We start from the raw sequence: 14,915 nt of genomic DNA, 5'->3' as shown, positions 1-14,915 counted from the left end.
CAGTCTTCAGCGAGGCGGAGCGAGCCTGCAGCTCAGTTTTCGGAAGCGTGCTTCAGATTCCGGAGGCGATCGGAGCGAAGAGCAACAGGCTGGGGACGAGCAGAAGACCCAGCGCAACGAGGCTCGACGTCACACGCACCGGAATCCGCGCAGGGTCCAGCGGCCGCGAGAGTCGGTCGATTCTCTGGGCCGAAAGGTCGCTGCGGTGCTCCGGGCTGATGCCCGCTGCTGCACGCACCGCTTGGGCCAGAATCGCGGGGTCGACACGTTCGCGGGCTTGGTCATCGGCCATGAGCTCAATCTGACCATTGATGGAGTTGAGACCGATCGCGGTGGCCGAGAAGAACGGCAGAGCACGATGCCACGCGGCAAAGGGGATGACCAGCACGTCGTGGCGGAAATCCAAGTGAGCTCGCTCATGGGCGATGACGGCAGTGCGCTCGTCCTCGCTGAGGACTTCGAGCAGACCGGTGGAGAGAACCGCAGTTCCTTTGCGCGGGCCCTGCGGCAGACAATAGGCCACAGCCTCGTCGGTCGAGATGATCCGTGTATCCGGGTACGTGGCAGATGGTTCGCTGAGCAGATGCAGGATCTCATCGTGACGAATACGAGTCTTGCGCGCTGAGTAGAACGTCAGCGCAAGACAGCCCAACAGGCGCGCGATGAGTGCCACCGCGATGATGAGGAAGATCCAGCCGAAGACCGTGAGAGTCGTGTGCGACTCTCCTCGGGCGAGCTGCCACAGTCCCTCGGGCAGGCTGCGTGAGGCCGGAGCCACGGCGAATGCCAATGCCGTGCCGATGAGTGAGAGGCCACCGGAAAGGCCCACAGCCTGCCACAGAATGACCTTCGAGATGGGGTCGCCGCGAAAACGAGACAGCGCAGCCGGGACCGGCCACGCTAAGAGAAATGCAAGTACCGCGAGGACAGATCCCACGATGCTCATGCTCGGGAACTACCTGCTTCAGGAGTTGGTTGAGTGATTGCGTCCCAGCAGGTTGCGCAGAGCCTTCGTATCAGCCTCCGACACCGTGCCCAGGAAGCGGGCAAGAACGGCCTGGCGATCAGGTGCCTGCGACAGAACTTCGGTCATCAGCTCTGCGACATGGTCTTCGCGTGTTGACACCGCGAGGTAGCGGTGCGGGCGGATGCTGCGATCGCGTGTGACGAAGCCCTTCTTCTCCAGGCGCGTGAGGACGGTATGGACGGTGGTCAGTGCGAGGTCGCGTGCTGCGAGCACATCGCGGAGCTCGGCCGCGCTCAACCCATCATCATGTACCCAGATGGCGTCCATGACGCTGCGTTCGAGTTCGCCCAGTGTTCCCACGGTGTCCTTGTCCTTCGAGGAGATGTTTCTTCTTGCCAGTTCAGTCTAACTCTACAGGCTGTCGAATTCCATGTGAGATCGACAGCAATCCGCTTCGCGGCCGCTGTGGGTGCGGCTTTCGGTGCAGTGGTGTTCGTGTGCCCATTTCGTCGGAGTAGGGTGAGCGCAAACGGGCAATGACGCTCATTCTGGGACGGCTGATCTTAGTGGGCAGAATATTCCGGCAACATTCTCTACACGTTGTAGAATTCTACGTGTTGTAGAAATTAGGTCTTCCACGAACGGAGTACCCATGGACCTGGATCCGGTTCTCATCGGGCGCTGGCAATTCGGCATCACCACCGTCTATCACTTCTGGATGGTTCCGCTCACTCTCGGCCTGGGCATGCTCGTTGCGATTCTGCAGACCCGGTATCACCGCACGGGCAACGAGATGTATCTGCGCAGCACCAAGTTCTTCGGCAAACTCTTCCTCATCAACTTCATCATGGGTGTCGCCACCGGCCTGGTTCAGGAATTTCAGTTCGGGATGGCGTGGAGTGAGTACTCCCGCTTCGTGGGAGACGTCTTCGGTGCGCCGTTGGCGTTGGAGGCACTGCTCGCGTTCTTCCTGGAGTCCACCTTCCTCGGGCTCTGGATCTTCGGCTGGGGCAGACTCCCGCGTGCCGTCCACTTAGGCAGCCTCTGGTGTGCCGTGATCGGATCGTGGATCTCCGCCTACTTCATCATCGTTGCGAACTCATGGATGCAGCACCCCGTCGGTGTCGAACTGGTCGAGGGCAGAGCGGTGATGACCGACGTCTGGGCGGTGCTGACGAACAACACGGCGATCGCCGCCTACACTCACACACTGTGCGGGGCGTTGGCCGTGGGCGGCAGCTTCCTGCTCGGAATCTCCTGGTATCACCTCTACCGCAGACGCAAGGACGGCATTGACACCATCGGTCCCGACGGCAAGGTCGTCGTCGGTTCTGCACCCGATGTGCCCGGCAGAGACGCCATCGACCATCAGGTCTGGATCCGGTCCTTGCGCATCGGTGCTGTCGTCGGCCTCGTGGCCTTCGTCGGAGTCGCGATCACCGGTGACATCCAGTCCAAGCTGATGTTCGAACAGCAGCCCATGAAGATGGCCTCAGCCGAGGCCGCCTGTCACGACGGTACCGAGTTCTCCGTGCTCACAATCGGCGACCCCTCGTCAAACGACTGCGACGGGGTGGAGAACGTGTTCGAGATCCCGGGGCTGCTCTCCTTCCTCGCCAAGGGCGACTTCAATACTCCGGTTCACGGCGTTACGACTCTGCTTCCCGACTACCAGGAGAAATACGGCACGCATCTGCCCGAGGACGAACGCTACGGTCAGCACTCGGGCGAGAAGATCGACTACCAGCCCATCATGATCGTCACCTACTGGGGATTCAGGTTCATGATCGGGTTCGGCATGGTCGCGGCAGGAGTCAGCGCACTGGGACTGTGGCTGACTCGAAAAGGCACCGTCCCCGCCTCACCCTGGCTGATGCGCGGAGCACTCCTGTCGATCACCGCGCCTTTCATCGCCAACTCCGCCGGCTGGATCTTCACGGAGATGGGGCGTCAGCCGTTCGTGGTCGCGCCGAATCCCGCGCAGCTTGACGGCGTGTACATGTTCACTCAGGCGGCGCTGTCACCTGAGCTCACGCCTGGGATGCTGCTGTTCTCACTGATCAGCCTCAGCCTCGTCTACGGCATTCTCATGGTTGTGGAACTGCGGCTGCTCATCGTCTACATCAGGGGAGGGATCGCCTCGGCGATGCCTGAGGTCACGAAGATCAACCACACCCCACGGATCACGAACGACGAAGACGACGTCCTGTCGTTCGCGTACTGAGGAGAAGACACAATGGAAATTCTCGCTACGATCTGGTTCGTCCTCATCATCGTGTTGTGGATGGGGTATCTCTTCCTTGACGGCTTCGACCTCGGCGTCGGGATGCTCATGCCGGTCCTCAGCCGCACCGAACGGCAGAAACGGGTTCTGCTCAATACGATCGGACCGACCTGGGACGGCAACGAGGTGTGGCTGATCACTGCTGCAGGTGCGACTTTCGCCGCCTTCCCACATTGGTATGCCTCCCTGTTCAGCGCCCTCTACATCCCGCTGACGCTGTGCCTGCTGGCATTGATCTTCCGTGCCGTCGCCATCGAATATCGCGGCAAGGGCCACAGCGCAGTGTGGAAGTCCTTCTGGACGTGGGCTATGGCAGTCGGCTCAGCTGGAATCGCGTTCTTCATCGGCGCCATGCTCGCCATCACCTCCAGCGGACTGCCCTTGAACGAACACGGTGACATCGTCGGCGGAGCCTTCGCCTGGATGGGCTGGCCCGCGGTCGTGGGCGGCCTGGGAGGAGTCGGCTTCGCCCTCGTCCACGGTCTGATCTTCCTGGGGCTGAAGACTCAGGGCGACATCCGAGAGAAGGCTCAGCGGTGGGCGCGGAGACTGATGCTGCCGGGGTCGATCGGCTTCCTCATCTGGTTCGGTCTGTCCGTCACTGGGCGTCCGTGGCTCATTGCCGTGGTCATCGCAGCCGTGATCGCACTGGTGGCAGCGTACCTCGCGGTGCGTTCCGGGGCGGAGAAGAGGGCCTTTGCATTCCACGGCATCTACCTCGTGGTGGGATTGACTGCCGTGTTCGCTGGGGCCTATCCCAATGTCTTGCCCTCAACACTGGACTCGGCGAACTCGCTGACGATCTCTTCCGCTTCGTCGTCGGACTACACACTCACGGTGATGCTGGTCGTGACCGCTGTCTGCCTGCCGATCATCATCGCCTACCAGATATTCAGCTATCGCATGTTCCTGGGACGGATCGCCGAGGCTCACATTCCTGAGGCCCACCGCGTTCCGGTTGCGATCAGATCATGAGCTCCCCGTTGCAGATCCTGCTCGACCTGCCTGGTGGACGGCGCGGACTCTGCCTGTCCGTGTTCAGTGCATTGGCGCGTGCTGTCGGCATCGTGCTCATCGCCGAGGCTCTGGTGCGTGCGATCATCGGCACGAGTCCTGTCGGAGTCTGGGCAGTACTGGGGCTGCTGGGGGCTGTGCTGCGCGGGGCGAATCTCTGGGCCGATCACAGCCTGGGCACATCTCTGGCCGCGGTGAACAAACAACGGCTGAGGTCTTCGATCCTCTCCTCGCTTCTGACCGGGCGCGGCCAGCCTCGCATGAACACTGCGGTCACCGTCACCCGCGGCATCGACGACCTCGACGACTACTTCACGACCGTGGTGCCGGCGCTGGCCGCGGCGGCAGTGGTTCCCGTGACGCTGCTTGTGCGCATAGTCTTCACCGATGTCCTCTCGGCGGTCATCATCGCCTTGTGTCTGCCACTGGTTCCGGTCTTCATGATCCTCATCGGCCGCTTCACCGAGGAGTCGACGGCGGCCAGTACCACGGCGCTCGAACGTCTGTCCGATCACCTCGCCGAGTTGGCCGAAGGACTGCCCGTGCTCATCGGACTGGGCCGATCCCGGGATCACGCACGCACCCTGCGAAAGCTGGGGGAGAAGTACCACGGTGCCAATCTGGCAACGCTGCGCATCGCCTTCCTCTCCAGCCTCGCCCTTGAGTTCATCGCCACGATCTCCGTGGCCTTGGTCGCAGTCGTCATCGGCCTGCGACTGGTCTCTGGAACCCTGGACCTGAGCTCCGGTCTCTTCGTGCTGCTCTTGGCACCCGAGTGCTTCACTCCGCTGCGTGAGTTGGGCGCCGGCTATCACGCGAGCGAAAACGGACGTGAGGCACAAGGAAGAGCCCGGGAGCTGATCGAGAGCACCGAATCCGAGGCAGAAGAAGGACCAGACTGGGACAGCGAGACCAGCGCCGACGCCGGTGACGAGACCACGAGAGTCCGTCACCGGGTGGTGTACCCGAATCGGACAACGATTGAGTGGTCGGGTGATTTCCGGGAGTCTCCGGGCATCACCGCAGTCCGGGGCCCCTCAGGTGCGGGGAAATCCACGATTCTCTCTGCCCTTGCCGGTGACCTGCCTTCCCGGGCCCGCACCACGATGACACCTCGCCGGGTCGCGTTCGTCCCGCAGGCGCCACGGTTCTTCGGCGCGACGATCGGGGCTGAACTCGATGTCTACGGTCTTCCACGCGATCAGCAGACCGCCGCTCTGCGCCGTGCCCGACTGCCTGAGGACACAGACCTATCGACATCAGCCCTGAGCCCAGGTCAGCTTCGTCGACTTGCCTTCGTCCGAGTCCAACACCTGATTGAAGGCGATGCGACAGCCCTCGTTCTCGATGAGCCGACTGCCCACCTCGACGATGAGAACGCGGAGATCATCATCGGCATGATCGCCGAGGCGGCCACAGGCGTGCGTGTCGTCTTGGCCAGCCATGACGATCGTGTCGTCGAACTCGCCGGGGACGAGATCGTCCCCAGCAAACCCGATCAACTCAGCGGCGCACTCAGCGATGAGGCGTCGGCACAGACCCGCGCTCTGAGCTCAGATCTGAGCATTGAAGCACAGCCTGCGACCGCGAGAATGTCCGAGGCTTCGTCCGCAGAGGTCGGGGAAGTTCCCGCCGACAGGACATTGCACATCGACCCAGCCAATCCCGCCGTCCCGTTATCGGAGGATGGGTCGCAGGGCACAGGCCCAGCGGCGACGAACAGTGAATTCGCGGTGGAAGAGCCTCGGGCGACGCTTCGTCGTCGATGGTCGCTCCTACGTTCGAGCATGCCCCTGTTCACACCGAACATGATTATCGCTCTGCTCTCATCGTGTGCTTCGAGTCTGGCCGCGATTGCGCTGACCGCGGTTTCCGCGTGGCTCATCGTCGAGGCCTCCTATCAGCCGCCCATCATGATTCTTCTGGTCGCCATCGTCGGTGTGCGATTCTTCGGGCTCAGCCGGTCCGTGCTGCTCTACCTCAGCCGCCTCAAACTGCATTCGGCCATCTTCGCCTCCTTGGGCAGTCTGCGCTCTCGACTGTGGGAACACTTCGAAGCCGCCGGCATGGGGGACAGGAAGCTGCTGACCTCCGATGCCGCACTGCGCACCATGGTCTCCGATGCCGATGATGTACGCGATCTGATTCCGCGGACGCTGTTCCCGCCGGTCGCCTCGGCGCTGGTCTTCATCGGGGTGCTCATCGCGGCTTGGGCCCTCGATCCGGCGTCGCTGCCGGTGTTCCTGATCCTCGGCGGTCTCAATCTGATCCTGTTGCCAGCAGCCGTGATCAGAAGTGAGAGCGGTCTGGCCCTCGGCGTCCGAACTGCACGCAGCCGGATACTCTCAGTCCTGGCACGTGCGCTGAACGCCACAACGGACCTGCGAACGAACCGAGGCGTGGGCACGGTGTTGACAGCACTTGGTCGCGAAGAGCAGGAACTGCGCCGTGTGCAGCGCCGCTCGTCCCACCACCTCGGCATCGCCCAACTCTGGCTGCAGCTGAGTACAGTCGGGGCCGCAGTGCTCATCGCCTTGACCTCGTCGGCACCGACCGAGATCCGGGCCGTCGTCGTTCTCATTGCACTGGGTTGCGCGGATGTCTTCTCACAGTCGATGCTCGCGTTCCGAGCGCTGCCGAGCCTCGGCGTCGTCCTCGACCGTCTCCCCGCAATTCCACCGACTCAGTCGGGACGCCCAACCGAGGGCGATCGCAGCGTGGACGGAGGCCGTGTAGGCCAGGCAGGCACCGGCCACAGCGACGAGCCTCCCGCTGAGCACGCCTTCACCGCCCTCGACCTTGCTGGCATGAGCGTCGGCTGGGAGGCCGGCCCCGTGGTCGAAGACGTGAATCTGCGTGCTCGGAAGGGGCAATGGACGGTCCTCTACGGCGACAGCGGCACGGGAAAGTCAACGACGCTGAGCGTGCTCCTGCGCTTCCTCGACCCGTGGACCGGCAGCTACCGCGCCGACGACGAAGCGGGCCACCAGACAGATGTGCTGAGTCTGGCACCTGCAGACCTCGCAGGCAGGATTGCGTGGTGTCCCCAGGAAGCCCACATCTTCCGATCGACAGTGAGGGGAAATCTCGCGATTGCGCGTTCGGAGGCTCCCACGACAGAGGAGATGTGTGCGGCGCTGACCCGTGCAGGCCTCGGCGAATGGGCAGATGCCGCCGGACTCGACCTCCGGGTCGGTGACCACGGTGCGGACATCTCCGGGGGACAGCGCCAGCGGCTGGCGGTGGCCCGGACGATCCTCAGCGGGGCTGAAGTGATCGTCCTCGACGAACCGACGGCCCACCTCGACGATGAGATGGCTCATCGGCTGCTGGCGGATCTGCGGATGAGCTTGGACTCACACGCCGTTGTGATGGTCACTCACGATCGCAGCCTGATCGACGAGGACGATCGACTGGTCGTGCTGGGAGACGAACTCAGTCGCGCTTCGAGCCGAACATGATCTCATCCCAGCTGGGAATCGATGCGCGGCTGTTCTTCTTCGACTTCGCCTTCGACTCAGGGTCCTTGAACTGATTCGAATCTTCGCTGACACCAGGCTCATTGAGCAGTGACAGCTGATTGTCGTCATCGAACCTGGCGACTTCCTGGGTCGGTTCCTGCGGCTCGTCCGGGTCCGGCCTCGCCGGATCTTCGAAGGCGAAGACCTCATCGTCGGTCGCGTCCTCTGGCTTACCCGGTGCTGTGTGCGCGCCCTGCGGGTGAGTCTCGGGATCCTCGGTGACGGCACGGAGCCGACCGCGTGGTTCGTCCTCTTCCTCATGGCGACGCCGCTTGCGCAGATTCTCCAAGATCCGACCGGTCTCGGCCTGGTGGTCGCGGGCAGCGGGAGAAGTCTCGGATGACGCTGGAGGAACCGGCGGGGTGTCGATCTCCTCAGTGTTCTTCTGTCGTTCGGCGCCGGTTCCGTAGTTCGGAATCGGCCCTGTGTCCGTCGGACCGGAATCGGCCAACCATTTCGCTTCGTCGTCGATGGGAGTCAGCGACCGGCGGTAGTAGTTCCATCCGGCTGTGCGGGTCCGATCAGCGGCAGTGAAGCTGAGCTGGATGTACCAGTTGCCGTCCTGCTGCTTCCACGCATCCCAATCCATGGTCTCGATGTCGACGTCTCGCATCGCCAGACGGGTCTGGCACAGCTCCACCAGGGGAGTGGGGTCGCCATTGGGGTCATGATCGGAATAGATCGGATGCTGACTGGCGGTGAAGGCGGTGTGTGCGCGTTCGGCCAGAGCCGGTCGCTCGTAGGTGCGAACCTGTTCGATATCGGCACCCGTGGAGGCAATGACTTCCTCTGCGCTCATCCCGCCGCGGATCATCGCCTGGATGTCACGCGGGCGCACAGGGGTCTCGGGCTTGACTGTGGTGCGGTCCTTGCGGACAGCGGCGTACAGAGCTTCATCGAGAGCCAATCGATACTGCAGCCCGTTTTCGTCGTTCAGCAGCAGATGAGTGCCGTCGGCGTCGACTCCGTTCAAGATCAGTTCACGCATGCCTTAAGCTCCTTTATCGCGTCTCCCTGCATCGTGTCACGTTCGACACCGCGTGCAGGGCAGATTTGCGCGCGAGTCGCGAAATGCCCACCGAGAACAGCCGGGACGAAGGACGAAGGGGCAACGGACGATCGGTCCAGGAGGCAGCATCGGTTCTGAACGGCGAGTGAAACCGGCTCACAGGGCGGACAGAGGGCGCGGCACCTCTACAGGCTGTAAAATCAGTAACTGTGAATAAGACTGCACCCATTGACGCTCTCGTCCTCATGTCGTTCGGAGGACCGGAGGCTCCAGAAGAAGTCGTCCCTTTCCTGAAAAATGTCACCGCCGGTCGTGGAATACCGGAGGAGCGACTCGAAGAAGTCGGTGAGCACTACTACGGTTTCGGCGGAAAGTCACCGATCAATGATCAGAACAAAGCGCTGCTGCAAGCCTTGCGTGAAGAACTCGAGCGCCGCGGAATCGATACCCCGCTCATTTGGGGCAACCGCAACTGGGAGCCGTACCTGACAGACGAGGTGCGTGCCGAAGCAGAAGCCGGGAGAACGCGCTTTCTGTCCATCGATACCTCGGCGTACTCCTCGTACTCCTCGTGCCGCCAATATCGAGAGGATTTCGCCAAGACGATCCAGGAACTGTCAGCCGAGGGCACGACAGTCACGATCGATAAGATCCGGCAGTTCTACAACCACCCCGGGTATGCCCAGGCCTGTGCTCTTCTCCTGCAGGAGGGTCTCGCTGACTTTGCGAAGCAGGTCGGTGCCCTCGATGCTGCGAAGCATCGGATTCTGTTCGTCACGCATTCGATTCCCGATGTCATGCAGGACGCCTCTACGGTGGCGACGAATGGCTACCTGGCGCAGCACGAAGAGCTGATGGCCCATCTCCTCGAGGGGCTGTCAGAGTCCGAAGACCTTCCAGCGGAACTGGTGTACTGCTCCCGTTCGGGATCGCCAGAGGTCCCGTGGCTCGAACCCGATGTCAACGATCGCATGAGGGAACTCGCCGAAGACGGAGTCTCCGGTGTAGTCCTGGTGCCGATCGGCTTCATCTCCGATCACATGGAAGTCGCCTTCGACCTCGACACCGAAGCGAAGGAGACTGCTGCCGAACTCGATTTCGCATTCACCCGCGTTGCGACCGTCGGAACGCATCCCCTGTTCGTCTCCGGGCTCATCGACCTCGTCGAGGAGAGAATCGCACAGCTGCGCGGTGAGCAGACAGCTGCCCCTGTCATTCCCGGCTCTACAGCGTTGACTCCCGGCAGCGGTGCATGCAGCATCGAATGCTGCCGCGGACGCATCGAACGGGCGACCGAACCCAACTGGCCTGCCTGAGAGAAGTCTCACCGCATCCCGTCAACCAACAGAAATCCCTCCTCTGCAGAGTTCGCAGGGGAGGGATTCTCAGTTGCTCTGGTCCTGGGGAGTCAGGACTCTTCGGGTGCAGGGATGATCGGAATCGCTCCGGTCTCTGCTGTGATGACGGCGGCGATGGGCCCTGTGTCCACATCATTGCGATCAGCGAGTTCCAAGAGATTCTGCAGGTCGTCGATGAGAGTCTCGACGAGATAGTCGTCCCCCTCGGACCGGGCTTCCTGGAGGCGATGACGGACATCGTCGATCCTGGTATCGAGTTGATTTGCGAATTCACTCATGGTGTATTCGTCCTTCCTCGGGCCGTCTCCCACGCATGGGGCGATCCCAGTTTCATTCACCGACGATGTTCAATCGGCGCTATTCGACTTATGCATTCTCGCAGAGCTTTTCGAGAGTCGTATGTGCGAACCGTCACGAACTGACACATCAGTGACGAGTATCACTGTGAACAATCACGATCTGGTCTTGCCAACGGTAAGCATACAGTGCACAATGCTGGGGACACGTTTGGCGAGAGGGGCCGAAAATCCTCTTCAGCACACCCGACAGAGAGCGATGAGCCATATGGCAACAGACTACGACGCACCTCGTAAGCAAGACGATGAAATCAAAAGCGATTCGATTGAACAGCTGAAGGCTTCACGCTCGCAGGCGCAGGCCAGCAAGATTGACGAAGATGAGACCGCGGTTGCAGAAGGGTTCGAACTGCCCGGTGCGGACCTGTCGAACGAAGAGCTCTCCGTTCGAGTGCTGCCTAAGCAGAATGACGAGTTCACCTGCATGGAATGCTTCCTGGTTCGCCATCGCTCCCAGTTGGCCAGTGAGGAAGGCGGAGTCCCCATCTGCACGGACTGTGCTGGCTGAAACAACTGGTCGGATGATACAAGAACGCGCCCTTGTCGGGGCGCGTTTCTGTATCTCGGCTTCCTGGAGCACCTGCCTGCGAACGTGTCTGTCAGCTCCGAGGGGTGCAGTAGGCCTCAGGGTTCGAGTGCGGCGGCGAGTTCCATCGGACGTTTGCTCGACACGAGCCAGTAGGGTGTCGGGTCGGCCTCATCGTGGATGTCGATGCGCACCGCGCACTTGGCCCAGGGACGCAGCATCAGGAAGGCGCGCGCGTCGAGGCCGGTTCCTCTTGCGGTTCGTGCAGCCTCGGCGTCGTAACCTGTGGCACCGGTGACATAGCGGCGATCGATATGCGCGTCACCGACGAAGAGCTGACGTTCGGTGACGATGATCGAAATTCCGAGTGAACGCAGCCACCAGGCCAGCAGGGCGAAGCTGACCACCGGGAGGATGATGGTGCCGGCCGTCCATACCGGAAACACCATCAGTGCGGTCGAGGCCGCAGCGATCACAATGAGAATCCACATACCGATGGATGGGCCGAGTTTTTCCGTGTAGACCACACGTGTTTCGGGTTGAGTCGTTGCCATGGAGCCATTCTCCCATAACGGACTTTTTGGAAGCGCTCAGGCTTCGGCGTTAGAGTGCTTCTTTGTGGCAGAAATCCTGAAGATTGACCTCAAACTGCTCGACGCAGGCATCACTCCTCCCTCGTACGCGCACGCGTCCGATGCGGGTGCTGATCTATGCTCCGCGATCGACTTCGTTCTCGAACCATTTGAGCGCAAGGTTGTGCCCACCGGCATCGCAATCGCCCTCCCGACTGGCACCGCAGGATTCGTCCATCCGCGATCGGGCCTTTCCAGCAAGCACGGCGTGACCGTGATCAACGCCCCGGGTACGATCGACGCCGGCTATCGCGGTGAGATCAAGGTGCCGCTGATCAACCTCGACGCGCGGACCCCGGTGCGCATCTCACGCGGAGACCGCATCGCTCAGCTCGTCATCCAAGAAATCAAACAAGCAGACTTCACCCTCGTCGAATCGCTGGACGACAGCGATCGCGGCGCAGGGGGCTTCGGCTCCACCGGTGGGGTACAAGCAGGTCTGACCGAGAAAGAGGTGTGAACGACCATGGGACTGTTCTCTCGATTCTCCAAGAAATCCTCCGCTGAGAAGATCGACGACACCGTCGACGAGGAGCGCGGCGTCGATGACGTTGTGACAGATGACACCGCCGCAGAAGAATCGACTGACATCGATTCAGACGAAGCCGAACCGAGCGACGCCGACAACTCCAACGAGGACGAAGATTCCTCCGACGACGACGAGGTCGACGAACTCGACGAGGACGCCCTGCTCGAGAAATCCGCTCCCTACGACCGTTCGGAGAAGGGACCCTTCGACGTCTCGGAAGACTACCCCGAGCTCAACAGGCTCGACCTGGGAGCTCTCAAGGTCCCCGTCGTCGACGGCATGCAGGTGCGCCTGGACACCGACGACGAGTCCCAGCGCGTGCTGGCGGTGACACTCATCCACGAGGGCGGCGGAATCCAGCTGCAGGCCTTCGCCACACCGCGGTCGGAGGGGCTGTGGAACACGGTGCGCAAGCAACTGGCCAGCGGCGTCACCTCACAGGGCGGCGAAGCCTCAGAGCTGCACACCTCGCTGGGCAGGGAACTGGCCGTCGAAGTTCCAGCCAAAACCGAGGACGGCCGTCCCGGCAAGCGTGCCATGCGCTTCGCCGGCGTTGACGGACCGCGCTGGTTCGTTCGCGCAGTGTTCTCCGGCACGGCCGTCACCAACGATGAGATCCGGTCCGAACTCAGTGCACTCTTCCGCGGCGTCATCGTCGACAGAGGCCAGGAGGCGATGGCTCCGCGTGAGCTCATCGTGCTCACAGCCCCTGAGGTCAACGGAGATTCCGAGACTGAGGTCGAGGACAAGGACGAGCTCAATCCGTTCGAACGCGGCCCGGAAATCACCGAGGTTCGCTGAGATCCATGCTGGATCTCTTCACACGCCTCGTGCGTGACTTCGGGTCCAGGGACGCTGAGGCACGGGCCGATCTGAGACTGGTGTCCCAGATTCCCGGCGTCATCAGCGTGCAGGACCTCAGCCCACGGAAGCTCTCACGCATCGCCGGAGTCGTCAGCGCTGTGACGCAGTCATGCAGCGGCGACAGTCCCCGTCTGCACATCACGGTTGCCGACGGGACCGGCGAGGTCCAAGCACAGTTCCTGGGCCGCCGCGAGATCAGCGGAATCAAGCCCGGAGCCTTGATTGTCCTCGAGGGGCGCTTCTGCGCACACGACGGTGCTCTGAAGGCCCATAACCCCGTCTATGAGCTGATCCAGACCCGCGACGACCACGAGTGACACTGACCGGTGACCGCCGGACATTCGAGTTCAGCGAGCCGAGTTCGGAGCCGAGACCTGAGGCCCTCAGCGCAGGGAGTCGCTCAGGGAGCCGGAGTCTGCAGCAGACTCAGCAGCGCACCCTCCTGATCGGGTGAGGAGAGGAAGAACAGTTCGTCTCCGGCCTCGATCACGTCGTCGGCGCTGGGTGCGAAGGCCCGGGAGTTGCGGATGACGGCGACGAGCACCGTGTCGAGCGGGAAGGCGATATCGCCGATCCGGGAGGCGACGAGGGCCGACGATTCGTGGACGGTGAACTCCATCAGGCCAGCTTGGCCGCGTTCGAAGCTCATCAGGTGGACGAGCCCTCCCACCTCGACAGCCTCCTCGACCAGCGCGGTCATCAGGCGCGGTGTCGACACTGCGACGTCGACTCCCCAGTTCTCGTCGAAGAGCCATTCGTTCTTCGGGTTGTTCACCCGTGAGACGGTGCGCGGAACACCGAACTCAGTCTTCGCCAGCAGAGACAGAACAAGATTGGTCTTGTCATCTCCTGTCGCGGCGACGACCACGTCGGCTTCCTCGAGTTTGGCCTCACCCAATCCCGCCAACTCGCAGGCATCCGAGAGCAGCCATTCGGCTCCGGGGATGCGCTCATGGCCCAGGGCTTCCTTGCTCTGATCGATGAGCAGGACCGTGTGCTTCTTGTCGATGAGCTCGCGAGCCACGGAACGGCCCACAGATCCGGCCCCGGCGATGACGACTCTCATTCTTCCTCCATTGCTCGCACGGGCTGGTCCAGGATCTTCTCGATCTCGCCGAGGCGGTCCACCGGACACATCAGATGGACGAGGTCTCCGTCCTGGATGAGCAGATCCTCGTGAGCGAGGATGCCCTCGGAGAGTCGGGTGACGTAGGCGACCCGAGCCTTGGTCCGAGTTTCGATCTCCTTGATCGGCTTCGCCACCCATCCGGGATCGAGATGGACCTCGGCGAGCACGAGTTTGCCGGAGGGTTCACGGAACTCGGTGATCGATCCCTGCGGGACGAGTTTGCGCATCACCTGGTCTGCTGTCCATCTCACGGTGGGAACGGTCGGAATGCCCAGACGTTCGAAGACCTGCGCACGGTTCGGGTCGTAGATTCTGGCCGCGACGTTGGCGACGCCGAAGGTCTCCCGAGCGACACGCGCGGCAAGGATATTGGAATTGTCTCCGCTGGAGACGGCCGCGAAGGCGTAGGCGTCCGTCGTCTTCGCCTGGGACAGCGTCTCGCGGTCGAACCCGATGCCGGTGATGGTGGATCCGCTGAAATCCCTGCCGAGCTTGAGGAATGCATCGGGGTCGCGGTCGACGACGGCCACCGAGTGCCCATTGGCATCAAGTGCTTTGGCCAAGGATGCTCCGACTCGGCCGCAGCCCATAATCACGAAGTGCATGGGTAATCCTCTCCGCATTGATCTACCATTAGTGCCCGTGGCCAGCAGTTTTTCTGATGCCGTCAAAAGACTACTCGTTGGACGGCCCTTCCGCAGTGAGGACAGGCGCACGCCTGCGCTG

Annotated in this window: 15 protein-coding genes; 8 read left to right on the top strand and 7 right to left on the bottom strand. The window is 62.1% G+C overall.

The features are described from left to right. Window positions 1–52: 52 nt before the first annotated feature. Together LQ788_RS12110 and LQ788_RS12105 are read right to left on the bottom strand one after the other, a co-directional pair. A complete protein-coding gene (locus tag LQ788_RS12110; RefSeq protein WP_231441312.1) occupies window positions 53–946 on the bottom strand; it encodes a M56 family metallopeptidase in 894 nt (297 codons plus the stop codon). Window positions 947–964: 18 nt separating this feature from the next. After that, window positions 965–1,327: a BlaI/MecI/CopY family transcriptional regulator gene (locus LQ788_RS12105; protein ID WP_009884389.1), complete on the bottom strand. Its 363-nt coding sequence runs from the start codon at window positions 1,325–1,327 to the stop codon at window positions 965–967. Window positions 1,328–1,619: 292 nt separating this feature from the next. On the opposite strand from LQ788_RS12105, the gene LQ788_RS12100 reads away from it, so the two are divergent. Genes LQ788_RS12100 through cydC form a run of 3 tightly spaced genes read left to right on the top strand, consistent with a single transcriptional unit; the run spans window position 1,620 to window position 7,726 of the window. Beyond that, the gene (locus tag LQ788_RS12100) at window positions 1,620–3,191 is read left to right on the top strand and encodes a cytochrome ubiquinol oxidase subunit I (protein WP_231441310.1); all 1,572 of its coding nucleotides are present in this window, start codon (window positions 1,620–1,622) and stop codon (window positions 3,189–3,191) included. Between the two features lie 12 nt (window positions 3,192–3,203). Next, window positions 3,204–4,226 carry a cytochrome d ubiquinol oxidase subunit II gene (cydB, locus tag LQ788_RS12095; protein ID WP_231441308.1) on the top strand — a complete coding sequence of 341 codons (1,023 nt, stop codon included), beginning with the start codon at window positions 3,204–3,206 and terminating at the stop codon, window positions 4,224–4,226. After that, window positions 4,223–7,726, top strand: a complete 3,504-nt coding sequence (gene cydC / locus LQ788_RS12090; protein ID WP_231441306.1) for a thiol reductant ABC exporter subunit CydC — start codon at window positions 4,223–4,225, stop codon at window positions 7,724–7,726. The genes cydB and cydC overlap by 4 nt, the downstream gene beginning before the upstream one ends. On the opposite strand, the gene sepH is transcribed toward cydC, so the two are convergent. Then, window positions 7,701–8,774, bottom strand: coding sequence for a septation protein SepH (sepH, locus tag LQ788_RS12085; RefSeq protein ID WP_231441304.1), 1,074 nt, complete (start codon window positions 8,772–8,774; stop codon window positions 7,701–7,703). The two genes, cydC and sepH, sit on opposite strands and share 26 nt — an antisense overlap. 230 nt (window positions 8,775–9,004) lie before the next feature. On the opposite strand from sepH, the gene LQ788_RS12080 reads away from it, so the two are divergent. Further along, on the top strand, window positions 9,005–10,111 hold the full coding sequence (locus LQ788_RS12080; RefSeq protein WP_231441302.1) for a ferrochelatase: 1,107 nt from the start codon (window positions 9,005–9,007) through the stop codon (window positions 10,109–10,111). A 92-nt stretch (window positions 10,112–10,203) separates the two neighbouring features. Here LQ788_RS12080 and LQ788_RS12075 read toward each other — a convergent pair whose 3' ends face one another. Further along, the gene (locus LQ788_RS12075; RefSeq protein WP_009884395.1) at window positions 10,204–10,431 is read right to left on the bottom strand and encodes a Med9 domain-containing protein; all 228 of its coding nucleotides are present in this window, start codon (window positions 10,429–10,431) and stop codon (window positions 10,204–10,206) included. Between the two features lie 286 nt (window positions 10,432–10,717). Between LQ788_RS12075 and LQ788_RS12070 the strand changes: the two genes are divergently transcribed. Continuing rightward, a complete protein-coding gene (locus LQ788_RS12070) occupies window positions 10,718–11,017 on the top strand; it encodes a DUF4193 domain-containing protein (RefSeq protein ID WP_092107696.1) in 300 nt (99 codons plus the stop codon). A 116-nt stretch (window positions 11,018–11,133) separates the two neighbouring features. Here the strand turns inward: LQ788_RS12070 and LQ788_RS12065 are convergent, their stop codons facing one another. Continuing rightward, on the bottom strand, window positions 11,134–11,589 hold the full coding sequence (locus LQ788_RS12065; protein WP_231441300.1) for a DUF3093 domain-containing protein: 456 nt from the start codon (window positions 11,587–11,589) through the stop codon (window positions 11,134–11,136). 64 nt (window positions 11,590–11,653) lie between these two features. Between LQ788_RS12065 and dut the strand changes: the two genes are divergently transcribed. The 3 genes from dut to LQ788_RS12050 are packed head-to-tail and all read left to right on the top strand — an operon-like array spanning window position 11,654 to window position 13,377. Next, complete coding sequence (gene dut, locus LQ788_RS12060; protein ID WP_231441298.1) at window positions 11,654–12,127, top strand: dUTP diphosphatase; 474 nt, start codon at window positions 11,654–11,656, stop codon at window positions 12,125–12,127. Between the two features lie 6 nt (window positions 12,128–12,133). Next, a complete protein-coding gene (locus tag LQ788_RS12055; RefSeq protein WP_231441296.1) occupies window positions 12,134–12,997 on the top strand; it encodes a DUF3710 domain-containing protein in 864 nt (287 codons plus the stop codon). 5 nt (window positions 12,998–13,002) lie between these two features. Continuing rightward, window positions 13,003–13,377, top strand: a complete 375-nt coding sequence (locus LQ788_RS12050) for an OB-fold nucleic acid binding domain-containing protein (RefSeq protein ID WP_231441294.1) — start codon at window positions 13,003–13,005, stop codon at window positions 13,375–13,377. An 83-nt stretch (window positions 13,378–13,460) separates the two neighbouring features. Here LQ788_RS12050 and LQ788_RS12045 read toward each other — a convergent pair whose 3' ends face one another. Next, window positions 13,461–14,126, bottom strand: coding sequence for a potassium channel family protein (locus LQ788_RS12045; RefSeq protein ID WP_231441292.1), 666 nt, complete (start codon window positions 14,124–14,126; stop codon window positions 13,461–13,463). Continuing rightward, window positions 14,123–14,794, bottom strand: coding sequence for a potassium channel family protein (locus LQ788_RS12040; RefSeq protein ID WP_231441290.1), 672 nt, complete (start codon window positions 14,792–14,794; stop codon window positions 14,123–14,125). The genes LQ788_RS12045 and LQ788_RS12040 overlap by 4 nt, the downstream gene beginning before the upstream one ends. Window positions 14,795–14,915: the final 121 nt, after the last annotated feature.

Source organism: Brevibacterium zhoupengii (assembly GCF_021117425.1).
GTDB lineage: Bacteria > Actinomycetota > Actinomycetes > Actinomycetales > Brevibacteriaceae > Brevibacterium > Brevibacterium zhoupengii.
The sequence above is the reverse complement of the archived record's forward strand: the minus strand, read 5'-3'. Positions and strand labels throughout refer to the sequence as shown.

Excerpts from the sequence above, each read along its gene's own strand:
- LQ788_RS12110 (WP_231441312.1), bottom strand. The coding sequence starts at position 946 with ATGAGCATCGTGGGATCTGTCCTCGCGGTACTTGCATTTCTCTTAGCG.
- LQ788_RS12100 (WP_231441310.1), top strand. The coding sequence starts at position 1,620 with ATGGACCTGGATCCGGTTCTCATCGGGCGCTGGCAATTCGGCATCACC.
- cydB (WP_231441308.1), top strand. The coding sequence starts at position 3,204 with ATGGAAATTCTCGCTACGATCTGGTTCGTCCTCATCATCGTGTTGTGG.
- cydC (WP_231441306.1), top strand. The coding sequence starts at position 4,223 with ATGAGCTCCCCGTTGCAGATCCTGCTCGACCTGCCTGGTGGACGGCGC.
- sepH (WP_231441304.1), bottom strand. The coding sequence starts at position 8,774 with ATGCGTGAACTGATCTTGAACGGAGTCGACGCCGACGGCACTCATCTG.
- LQ788_RS12075 (WP_009884395.1), bottom strand. The coding sequence starts at position 10,431 with ATGAGTGAATTCGCAAATCAACTCGATACCAGGATCGACGATGTCCGT.
- LQ788_RS12070 (WP_092107696.1), top strand. The coding sequence starts at position 10,718 with ATGGCAACAGACTACGACGCACCTCGTAAGCAAGACGATGAAATCAAA.
- LQ788_RS12065 (WP_231441300.1), bottom strand. The coding sequence starts at position 11,589 with ATGGCAACGACTCAACCCGAAACACGTGTGGTCTACACGGAAAAACTC.
- LQ788_RS12055 (WP_231441296.1), top strand. The coding sequence starts at position 12,134 with ATGGGACTGTTCTCTCGATTCTCCAAGAAATCCTCCGCTGAGAAGATC.
- LQ788_RS12050 (WP_231441294.1), top strand. The coding sequence starts at position 13,003 with ATGCTGGATCTCTTCACACGCCTCGTGCGTGACTTCGGGTCCAGGGAC.
- LQ788_RS12045 (WP_231441292.1), bottom strand. The coding sequence starts at position 14,126 with ATGAGAGTCGTCATCGCCGGGGCCGGATCTGTGGGCCGTTCCGTGGCT.
- LQ788_RS12040 (WP_231441290.1), bottom strand. The coding sequence starts at position 14,794 with ATGCACTTCGTGATTATGGGCTGCGGCCGAGTCGGAGCATCCTTGGCC.